The organism is Streptomyces flavofungini, assembly GCF_014650815.1.
GTDB classification, from domain to species: domain Bacteria; phylum Actinomycetota; class Actinomycetes; order Streptomycetales; family Streptomycetaceae; genus Streptomyces; species Streptomyces flavofungini.
On record NZ_BMVR01000042.1, the window covers coordinates 1 to 9,797 of the forward strand.

A 9,797-nucleotide genomic window follows, 5' to 3' on the forward strand; every position below is an offset into this window, starting at 1 on the left:
CGTTGCGCTTCACAGACCGTCACTCGAACGGTGGCCACATCGAAGAAGCTCAATGCGGCTTTCAAAAGAGAGACCCTGCAAGACCGAAAGAGCTGGCCGAACGCGCGTGAGGCCCGCCTCGACGCCTTCCGCCAGCTGGTCCGATACAGCACCCGGCGCTGGCATTCCCGCCTCGGATAGCGATCACCAATCGCCTACGAGAGCACGCTCCAAACAACGTCAACTACCCTGACCGAGCCGCATAGACGTGTTCAAGATCCGGGGTCAAGGCCTGCCAGTGGGCTACCCCGCTCCCGCCCCGCCGTCACCGGCCCCACCCTCGACTCCTTGATCGAATAGCCACTCGCCGCCCTGGACAACCCGCGGGCATCGACCCGCCCTACGGCGCTCTGCCCGTTCTCATCCAGAAGATCCGCCAGGGTGGCATTATCTCCACGCTGCTGCCAAGAGCTCGTAACAGGATCTTGCTGGAGTGCCTGGTTGAGCGTGACCGGTGTGACGATCTGATCGTTTGGGCGGGTGTGACGACTCGGCCGTGGATCGTAGACGACGACTTGTGGGCATTGATCGAACCGCTGCTACCACCCTGGCGCGAGCGGTCGTCGGGGCCGAAGCCGGTGGACGATCGGTTGTGCCTGCAGGGCATCCTGTACGTCCTGCACCAGGACATCGCCTGGCAACTTCTGCCCCCGGAGCTGGGGTTCGCTTCCGGGCAAGCCTGCTGGCGCCGGCTGGATCGCTGGCAACAGGCCGGGATCTTCGAGCGGTTGCACCAGACCCTGCTCGCGAAGTTGCACGCGGCCGGCGAACTCGACTGGTCCCGCGTGTGTGTGGACGGCTCCCACATCCGCGCGAAAAAAGGGGAGCCGCGACCGGCCCGTCGCCGGTCGACCGGCGGAAGACAGGCAGCAAACACCACCTGATCTGTGACGGACGCGGAACCCCTTTGGAGGGACGGCTTCACCAGCGCAGACCTGCGGATTCTCAAGCGATACATGATCCTTCCGGCCGCTCCGCACCCTCCAGTAACGGGCGTCCAGCCGATCTTGGTTGCGGCTGGTGGAGCCACCTGCGGCATTCGACCGACGGGCAGCCGCACCTGGCGTGATCGTTCTGCCAAAGCCCCAGCTCAGCCAGTCCCTCCAAGAGAGCCACACCCAACGCGGTTCGCTTGCCCACCGTGGCATGTACTGGCTGCCGTACATGGGCCATGCCCTGCGCAGCTCTGCTACAGCCAGGCGATGACGTCCTTGCCGCCGGGGGCCAGGCGAGCACGCCAGCCGCGCGCCAGCACGGCGATCATAGCCAGACCCCGGCCGTGTTCCTCCCAAGCGTCCAGGTCACCGGAGATGCGGGGCCAGCGGGCGCTGTCACCGTCGCGGCACGCGATACACAGGAGCTGCCCGTGCAGCCGCAACCGCAGCTGGATCGGGCCACCCGCATGTTCGACTGCGTTGTTGACGAGTTCGGTCGCCACAGTGCACGCGTCATCTGTCAGTTCCTTGCGCCTGGCGCCCGCCAGGAAGGCGATGATGGCCTGGCGGGCGCATTTCGCGGCCGCAGGGGTGGCCGACAGCGGGACGGTCAGCGAGGCCCGGATACCGCTGTGGGTGCGGTGCTGCGGGGCGGCGGGTGCAGCGATGGTGGTGGTCATGACGGACTCCTCACGTCAGGTGCGGATAGTGCCTTGTCGACAGCGGTGGAGGTCCGCATGTCGCACTGCAGATGGAAGCCCGCGGGCGGCTCGTCCGAGCGCAACCCGTTCGCTGTCGGCGCCGAGCTGCTGCACCACGCGCAAGCCAGCTCCGTGGCTCCCGTCAGTAGCCAGAACAGAACGGCTCATGACAAGGTCTCCAACCTGATGATCGTCAACAAGCAGGCCAAGGACGCCCCGACCCGCGGCACAGCATCCTCGCGGTACGGGTCAGGGACATCTTCAGCACAGGCTTCTCCGCATGCCTACAGCTTGCGATGTGCTTCGCGCGTATCTCGTGCACGGACGCCACGCCGGACAGCATCAAGACACCCGGACCCAGCACAGCAACTTCACCGGGTCCTGCGACGTGGGCGGCTACGTTCCGTGATCACTGTTTCTCGGTCCGTCTGGAGTTCCCGTTGCGGAAGTACGCGCCCCAGCCTCGGAGTACGGGGTTGAGGTCGACAACCACGGCGGACACCGGTCGTTCGGCCTTCGAGATGACGGTTGCCGCACGGACTCTGTCCCGCAGCACCCGCATCGCTCTGGCCGAGGGCCAGCTTTGCAAGTAGAACCTGCCCGCCATTTCCACAATTCCACTTTCCGGTGGTGGAAGCCGAGGCAATCGAAGCCCGGTCCGCCCCGGGTGAGACAGACAATTCCGGACTTCCCGGTATGCAGACACACCCCAACTCTCGCCAGCACGTGTCCGGCCAATTCCCGGACCAGTTCTGCCCATTGAACCCGTTTCGCCCCACAGAGACAGGATGGAAAGGGTTTACTCAAGATCCTGTTACGGGCTCCATGAGGGCCCATTGGAGTTTCGGTCGCCCTCTGGGGTTCATCTCAGGAAATCAGCCTCATTCAGGTAATCCTGGACGTCTGGGATGTGAGAGTGATCAGTCAGTGCCGATGCGAGTTTCGAGAGCTCTCGCTGCGCCCCATAGGACGGGGTATGGGCAAGGAAGATCTTCATGTCCTCCACGCAGGGTGCTATCGCTTCAAAGTTGCCAAGTTCAAGATAGGCGCGAGCGGTTGGTGCCAGGTGGTAGGCAGTCTCCCGGCGCGGAACCCGAGAAGTTCCACCCGCGGGACACAGCACTGGCTCCAGCCACTCCAGTGCGCGCTGCGCCTGACCGAGGGTCGCGGCGCCGGCTCCCGCCATAATGGCTATTTGGTCCATGCTGACCCATTCAGTGAACGCTAAGTCGTGTTCCCTCGGCGTTGCGGAACATGCCGTGAACGCTGCATCGGTGCATCGGTCGAATAGCGTGGCCTGCCCTAGTGACGCATGTACATCTGCCGAGGATGATTCCAGCACGGCCGTGAGTAGAGGGTTGTAGGGAGCGCGATTCAAGACATTCCTGGCGGAGTCGAGCATAGACGCCGCACTGTCTGGGTCAGCGAGCTCATTTAGATGTTTAGCGAGCAAAATCATCGCATACGATCCGAGGTGTCGGTCATGGGCAGCAGCGGCAGCGCGCAAGGCTGCCAGGTAGCATGACTGGGCGCGCGCCTGGTCTCCATCCTCGTATGCAAGCCATCCGCAGAACGCGGCGGCATTGCCGCTTATGGCGTAGAGAGAAGCCGCCGTCCGCCCGTCGCAACGAGCCTCGCGGCAGAGGAGGGCGAGAGTTGCAAGGTCGGCGTCGGCTAGTGGGCGTGCGATACCTGCGCCTAGCTGCGCGTACGTACGTTTTATGGCCTCGTGCCGATTCTGGAAGGCCTCTATGGCCTCTGAGCCAATGAAGTGGCTCCCGAGCAGCGGTAAAGGGGTGGGGTGATCGTGCACTTCACGCCAGGAGGAAATGAATTCATGGGCACTGCTCGTGCCCGAAATGATAAGGAATTCTTGGCGAGGGGGTGGTGCGGGTATCTGGCCGACACTGGTCAGGGCGCGCGCTGCTTCCCCAGCTGTCCACGGAGCAAGCAATGCGGCATGGCCCGTGGCAGTGTACAGCCAGTCCGGCCACTGTCGCGTCAACACCAGTTCCTGGGACACACCATGAAGGTGGGCGATGGCGAACTGTGCTGTCAGTTCGGGAATGACTCTCCCTGACTCCCAGCGCGCGACCTTTTCACGTCGGCTGGCCATGCGCCCATACCCGAGGTCCGCGTGGCAGTCAGCGACAAGGCGAGCATAGGCGGCATGGGTACAACCAGCTTGCTGTCGCAGGATAGCCAACGGGTGGCTAGCCCTTTTAGGCGCGGAGCGCACTATCCCCACACTCCTCACTGATCTCTCAAGAGAAGCTTCCGGTCCTATCCAGATGGATGCCGTTGCAGCCAGCTCGTCCGAAGAGATGCTTCAAGGCGTTACCGGCATTGGGGTGCATGATGTTGAGTGGATGGCGTGGGAATCTTGCTGCCTTCCTTCGCTATCCGCATCCGGGCAAAGTTCAGTGAAGCGCGCCGAGGGTGATGTCGGGAGGGCGGCAACGCGAAGCCGATGTGCGGAATGCGGTAGTCCTGCTACGGCGATACGGCTCTATAGATGCCGAATGCTTATTGATCCGAAACGGCTGGGGTTCTGATTCGTTGATGGTTGTGTGAGTGAGCCTCTTACATCCTCTCGCTGAGGAGCGGAAGAGGGCAGGTCAGCCGGGGTGTGGTGACATGGCGGAGCCTCCTTGTCGTTGGCGGTGTGGATCTCACTCGACGCCGGCGCCAAGGGGCTCCTGTTGGTTTGCTATCCTTCCGTGCTTGATGTCCCGTACGAGCTGGTCGAGCACGTCTCGTAGCTCATCTACACGCAAAGGTGTGAGCTGCGTTCGAGGTGGCGGAAGTTGAGCTGCTTCAAGCAGGCTCTGCTCGCGTTGGCCCATCCGCGCAAGAACGAGACATATCAGCAGGTCGGCGCCGGGTTCGGGGGGTCGGAAGCAGCGGCCTGGCGCTACGTCGACGAAACCCTTGAGGTCCTGGCCTCCTGGGCACCCGGATTGCACGAGGCGCTGGCGGGCCTGGGGGAAGGGGACTTCGTCACCATTGAGCTTCTTCGATGTGGCCACCGTTCGAGTGACGGTCTGTGAAGCGCAACGAGCGAGGCCCCCGGGCTGTTGATCGAGATGTCTGACGTCTCAATCAGATTGCTCGGGGGCCTCGTTGGTCATCTGTCCTGCCGCACTCGACCTGCCTCATGCGCTCGTGGAGTGGGGCACCATGCTGATCGTCACCCGTGACGGCGCCGGCGCTGCAAGCTCCGCCCGTCTCAGCGCGCGATGGTGGCACTGGTGTACCTACGCGAACACACCACTCTGGCGAAGATCGCTGCCGGTGTCGGCGTCGGCTGAATCTGGACCCACTTTGGTCGGTTGAAATCTGACCCGGGTGTCTCCGGCTTGGTCGTTTCAGTCGTTGTCGGTGGTGGCGGGGACGCGTCCGAGCTCGCGTCCTCGCATGCGGAACGAGTCGCCCTTGAGGGAGTGGACCTCGGCGTGGTGGACGAGGCGGTCGATCATGGCGGCGGCCACGGTCTCGTCGCCGAATACCTCTCCCCAGCGTCCGAAGGGTTTGTTGCTGGTGACGATCACGGACGCGCGTTCGTATCGGTTCGAGATGAGCTGGAAGAACAGGTTCGCGGCCTCGGCTTCGAAGGGGATGTAGCCGACCTCGTCCACCACGATCAGCGGGTAACGGCTCAGCTTGGTGAGCTCGGCCTGGAGCCGTCCGGCGTGGTGGGCGGCGGCCAGGCGATCGACCCACTCGGCGGCGGTGGCGAAGGCCACGCGGTGTCCGGCCTGGCAGGCGCGGACCGCGAGCCCGATCGCCAGGTGTGTCTTCCCGGTGCCCGGCGGGCCCAGGAAAACGGCGTTCTCCTTGCCGACGATGAAGTCCAACGTGCCCAGATGCGCGAGCTGTTGTCGCGTCACGCCGCGCAGATGGGTGACGTCGAGTTCCTCGATCGTCTTGATCGCGGGAAAGCGGGCGGCCCGTACTCTCGCCTCACCGCCGTGTGATTCGCGGGCGGAGACCTCGCGCTGGAGGCAGGCGACCAGGTATTCGGCATGGGTCCAGGACTCCTTGCGGGCGCGTTCGGCGAGCCGGTCGGCGGCGTCCAGCAGAGCCGGGGCCTTCATCGCGCGAGCCAGGAAGGCGAGGTCGGCGGCCGTCTGGGAGCCGGTCCTGCGGCCCGCTGGGGTGCTTTCGGCCGGGGCAGTGGTGGTGCGGGGCATCAGCCGGCCTCCCTGTCGCCGCCGCCTTCGATGACGGTGAACAGCCGGTCATAGGAGCCCAGTTCTCGTTGCTCGACCTCGACGAGCGGGCCGGAGGCATCCTGGGTCGGGGCCCGGCGGGCGGCCTGCTGATGGTGCAGCTGCCCGCGCATCGTCTTGCCCGCCTTGGCGTGGTCGGGATCGGTGATGGTCTGGTGGCGGGCCCAGCAGCGGGGATGCCGGGCGACGATCACGCCGCCGGGCGCCAGCGCGATGACCTCATCGTTGTCGGTCAGCACGGTGACAGTGCGGCCGATCGCGTCGGGGTGCACGGAGTAGTCGTTGGTGTCGACGCGGACGTAGTGGTCGCGGCCGATCCGGGTCTGCATCCGCCACCAGGCGGGCGGGTCGACGGGCGGCAGGGCGAGCATCCCAGCCCGGTCGGCCTCCCACCGCTCGATGGGACGGGCCTGCAGGGTGCGGTGCAGACGCCGGTTGGCGACGGTCAGCCAGGTGGCCAGCTGGGTGTTGAAGTCGCCGGGGCCGCTGAAAGTGCGGCCGGGCAGGAAACTCGTCTCCAGGTAGCCATTCGCGCGCTCGACCAGACCTTTCGCTTCTGGATCACGCGGACGGCAGAGGTGGATCTTCGTGGCGAGCAGGCCCGCGAACGCGGCGAACTCCGCAGTGAGCTTGCCGCGGCCGACTCCGGCCTCGTTGTCCCAGACGAGCGTCTTGGGCACCGCACCCCAGGCGGACAGCAGCCGCCAGTGCCCGTCGATCAGGTCGCCGGTGGTGCGCGAGGGCAGCATCCGTGCCGCGATCACCCGCGAGTAGCCCGACACCATCACCAGCACCGGCGGACGCCCCGTCTGCCCATAGCCGAGCGGGACGTCCGCCTCGGGAAACCACAGGTCGCACTGGGCCAGCTCACCCGGTTGATAGGTCGTGCGGGAGACCGGATCGACGGGAACGTAGGCAGGCCGCAGTTCCCGCACCCGCTCCTTGAGGACCGTCATCCCGCGTTCCCACCCGATCCGCTCAGCGATCACCGTGGCGTGTCGGCGTACACCTGAACGTCCCCACTCGCGTACGGGTGAACGTGGCCAGTTCCTGGTGCGCTGAGGCGACTCGGTCGGCACTCTGCTGCTCGGTCGGTGTCGGGCGGCGGAGGGCGGTTGGCGATGGTCTTGGATCCGCGTCGCTGGTTGGAACTGCGGCGTTTCCGTGGCCTGTTGGAGTCCAGGGCGATGAGCCTGTCGGAGATCGCCCGAGAGACCGGACTGGACCGTAAGACGGTCCGTAAGTACCTCTCGGCGCCGGGTCCGGCGACCCCGCCGCGCCGGTCTGCGAACGGACGGTCCCTGGCGAGGAAGATCGACGAGTTCGCGCCGCTGATCGACTCGATGTTGCGGGCCGAGGTCCTGATGAAGGCATCGGTGATCCACGAGCGGCTGGCCGCTGAGTACGGGTTCACCGGCAACTACCAGCGGGTCAAGCTCTACGTTCAGGAAGCCCGCCCCAGGATCGCCGAGGAACTAGGCATCACACCAAAGGAGTTGGCGGGCATGCACCGCCGCTTCGAGGTCATCCCAGGTGCCCAGGCCCAGGTGGACTGGGGCGACGAGGGTAAGATCCTCGCCCACATGGGCATCGCGAAGGTCTACTCCTTCCACATGACGCTGTCGTACTCCCGCGACCCGTTCTGCTGCTTCACCACCGGCCAGGACCTGCAGACTTTCTTCGACTGCCACCGCCGGGCGTTCGCGCACTTCGGCGGGGTGCCAATGACGATTGTCTACGACCGCACCAAGACCGTCGTGCGTCGGCACGTCGCCCCGGGCGAGGCGGTGCCCCTGCACCCGGAGGCGGTCGGCTTCGCCGGCCACTACGACTTCGACATCGTTGTGCTGGCCGCCTACCGGCCCACCGGCAAGGGGCGAGTCGAGCGCCAAGTGCTGATCGTCCGCGACCACGTCCTGTCCGGACGGTCGTTTTCGTCCGTCGAGGAGATGGACGCCGCCTTCGCCGCCTGGGTGCCGCAGCGCAGGTCCCAGATCCACAAGACGCACCGCGAGGTCATCGGTGAGCGGGCGGCCCGCGACCACGCGGCGCTCAAGCCGCTGCCGCCGACTCCGTATCTGGTGGCCGAGCGGCATCTGCGGCCGGTCGGCAAGGACTGCCTGGTCGCCTTCGGCGGCAATCTCTACTCGGTGCCCGCCCGGAAAGTCCGCCCCCGCCAGCTGGTCGAGATCCGGGCCACGAAGTCCCAGGTCATGCTGCACTCCACCGTCTCCGACGCCAGCGGCGAGACGCTACTGGCCATGCACCCGCGGGCGGTGGGCCGCGGCGTCCGCGTCGTCGAAGAACAGCACTGGGACGGCCTGCCCACCGGCAAGGGCCGCCGGACCACCACCGGCGGCGTCCCGCCCCGGCCCCGCCACGAACGCCCTCCGGGTGGGGAGAGCGGCCCGTTGCAGGCCCTCCTGAACCGGGCCGCGGCCACCCGCGTCGAGATCGGCCGCCGCCCCTTGTCGGTCTATGACGAGCTGACCGGCACCCGGCCCTTCACCACCAACTCCCCGACGAAGGATTCCTCTTGAGCGAGCTGACCGGCAACCGCATCCGCACCACGGCCGCCAAGCTCGGCCTGCCCCACCTGGCGGAGACCATCAACGAATACACCCGCCGGGCGGACGAGGCGAAGATGGGCTACCTCGACTTCCTCGACCTGGTGCTGTCCGAGGAACTCGCTGTCCGCGACGACCGCCGCTTCCGCCAGGGCCTGCGGCTCTCCAAGCTGCCGCACCACAAAACGCTCGACGAATACGACTTCTCCTTCCAGCCCGAGTTGGACCCGCGCAAGGTCAAGGACCTCGCCACCCTCTCCTTCGTCGACGCCAAGGCCAACGCCGCCCTGCTGGGGCCGCCCGGGGTCGGCAAGACCCACATCGCCGTCGCCCTCGCGGTCGCGGCCTGCAGGGCCGGCTACTCGATCTACTTCACCAGCCTCGACGACATGGTCCGCAACCTCAAGGCCGCGGAAACGGCCGGACGGCTGGTCAACAAGCTCGGCACCTACCTGCGGCCCAGCGTCCTGGTGGTTGATGAGGTCGGCTACCAGCCCCTCGAACGCGCCGAGGCGAACCTGGTCTTCCAGGTCATCTCCAAGCGCTACGAGAAGGGCTCGATCATCCTGACCTCGAACAAGACCTTCAGCGAATGGGGACAGGTGTTCGGCGACGAGGTCCTTGCGACCGCCATCCTCGACCGGCTCCTGCACCACTGCGAAGTGATCGCCATCAACGGTCCAAGCTACCGGCTGAAGAACCGCCTCAAGGCCATCGAGCGGGAGACCGAAGTGGCCTGACAGCTGGGGACGTTCGTCTGTACACAACTGGGGAGAGAAGCCCGTACGCCGACATGGCGGGCATCGTCGGCGTCTCCCGCAGCAGTTCACGGATCTGCACCTCGACGGCGTCGACCACCGAGCCCTTGGCCGGACGCTCGTACTTCGGCGGCCGGTCACTCGCCAGTGCTCGCTTGACCGTGTTCTTCGAGATGCCCAGATGCCTCGCGATCGCTCGGATCGGCATCTGCTCGGCCCGGTGCAGCCTGCGAATCTCTGCCCAGTCCTCCACGCAGATCACCCTCTCCCTCCTGACCTCAGATCAAGATCAGGTTCAGGCGAAGATCACCAAGTGGGTCACTTTTGATCCGCCGTCAGAGGGTCAGGATTCGAGCGACGCCGAGAGCCGGGTTCGGGATCAGCGAGTCCACCGCCCACGCCTACACCAGCGCGGTCTTCGACCTGCTCGCCGCCCGTGCCCCTGGTCTGCTGAAGCCGCTGCGCGAGCATGATCCCGACTTCGTCCTGCTCGACGGCACTCTCTCCGAATGCGACCGGGTCGGCGACGGCCGGGCCGACTACTCCCACAAACACCGGCGCCACG

General features: G+C 65.9%; 8 protein-coding genes and 4 pseudogenes. 6 read left to right on the forward strand and 6 right to left on the reverse strand.

Annotated elements, in window-relative coordinates:
* Positions 1-521: 521 nt before the first annotated feature.
* Positions 522-923: a transposase gene (locus IE274_RS38850; protein WP_268255617.1), complete on the forward strand. Its 402-nt coding sequence runs from the start codon at positions 522-524 to the stop codon at positions 921-923.
* Positions 924-1,228: 305 nt separating this feature from the next.
* On the opposite strand, the gene IE274_RS38855 is transcribed toward IE274_RS38850, so the two are convergent.
* From IE274_RS38855 to IE274_RS38865, 3 genes are all read right to left on the reverse strand, one after another.
* Positions 1,229-1,654, reverse strand: a complete 426-nt coding sequence (locus tag IE274_RS38855) for an ATP-binding protein (RefSeq protein WP_190120673.1) — start codon at positions 1,652-1,654, stop codon at positions 1,229-1,231.
* Between the two features lie 430 nt (positions 1,655-2,084).
* On the reverse strand, positions 2,085-2,435 hold the full coding sequence (locus IE274_RS40530; protein WP_372447300.1) for a group II intron maturase-specific domain-containing protein: 351 nt from the start codon (positions 2,433-2,435) through the stop codon (positions 2,085-2,087).
* Between the two features lie 102 nt (positions 2,436-2,537).
* A complete protein-coding gene (locus IE274_RS38865) occupies positions 2,538-3,932 on the reverse strand; it encodes an NsdA family TPR-like regulatory protein (RefSeq protein ID WP_504740288.1) in 1,395 nt (464 codons plus the stop codon).
* 406 nt (positions 3,933-4,338) lie between these two features.
* Between IE274_RS38865 and IE274_RS39960 the strand changes: the two are divergent.
* Both IE274_RS39960 and IE274_RS38875 read left to right on the forward strand, forming a co-directional pair.
* Positions 4,339-4,716, forward strand: a pseudogene (locus tag IE274_RS39960) (helix-turn-helix domain-containing protein); the annotation flags it as partial.
* Between the two features lie 82 nt (positions 4,717-4,798).
* Positions 4,799-4,980, forward strand: a pseudogene (locus tag IE274_RS38875) (helix-turn-helix domain-containing protein); the annotation flags it as partial.
* 63 nt (positions 4,981-5,043) lie between these two features.
* Here IE274_RS38875 and istB (IE274_RS38880) read toward each other — a convergent pair.
* Both istB (IE274_RS38880) and istA (IE274_RS38885) read right to left on the reverse strand, forming a co-directional pair.
* A complete protein-coding gene (gene istB, locus IE274_RS38880; protein ID WP_190120677.1) occupies positions 5,044-5,868 on the reverse strand; it encodes an IS21-like element helper ATPase IstB in 825 nt (274 codons plus the stop codon).
* Entirely contained in the window at positions 5,868-6,986 is a 1,119-nt protein-coding gene (gene istA / locus IE274_RS38885; RefSeq protein WP_229910119.1) for an IS21 family transposase, read from the reverse strand. Before istA (IE274_RS38885) ends, istB (IE274_RS38880) begins: the two co-directional genes overlap by 1 nt.
* Before the next feature lie 108 nt (positions 6,987-7,094).
* Between istA (IE274_RS38885) and istA (IE274_RS38890) the strand changes: the two genes are divergently transcribed.
* Both istA (IE274_RS38890) and istB (IE274_RS38895) read left to right on the forward strand, forming a co-directional pair.
* The gene (istA, locus tag IE274_RS38890; protein WP_443732152.1) at positions 7,095-8,447 is read left to right on the forward strand and encodes an IS21 family transposase; all 1,353 of its coding nucleotides are present in this window, start codon (positions 7,095-7,097) and stop codon (positions 8,445-8,447) included.
* Positions 8,444-9,214 (forward strand): IS21-like element helper ATPase IstB, encoded by a 771-nt coding sequence (istB, locus tag IE274_RS38895; protein ID WP_190120678.1) that lies wholly within the window; start codon positions 8,444-8,446, stop codon positions 9,212-9,214. Before istA (IE274_RS38890) ends, istB (IE274_RS38895) begins: the two co-directional genes overlap by 4 nt.
* A 55-nt stretch (positions 9,215-9,269) precedes the next feature.
* On the opposite strand, the pseudogene IE274_RS38900 reads toward istB (IE274_RS38895), so the two are convergent.
* A pseudogene (locus IE274_RS38900) lies at positions 9,270-9,494 on the reverse strand (helix-turn-helix domain-containing protein); the annotation flags it as partial.
* Positions 9,495-9,598: 104 nt separating this feature from the next.
* Between IE274_RS38900 and IE274_RS38905 the strand changes: the two are divergent.
* A pseudogene (locus IE274_RS38905) lies at positions 9,599-9,797 on the forward strand (helix-turn-helix domain-containing protein); the annotation flags it as partial.

Coding starts and splice junctions, on each gene's coding strand:
- IE274_RS38855 (WP_190120673.1), bottom strand. CDS start 1,654: ATGACCACCACCATCGCTGCACCCGCCGCCCCGCAGCACCGCACCCAC.
- IE274_RS40530 (WP_372447300.1), bottom strand. CDS start 2,435: ATGGGCAGAACTGGTCCGGGAATTGGCCGGACACGTGCTGGCGAGAGT.
- istB (WP_190120677.1), bottom strand. CDS start 5,868: ATGCCCCGCACCACCACTGCCCCGGCCGAAAGCACCCCAGCGGGCCGC.
- istA (WP_443732152.1), top strand. CDS start 7,095: ATGAGCCTGTCGGAGATCGCCCGAGAGACCGGACTGGACCGTAAGACG.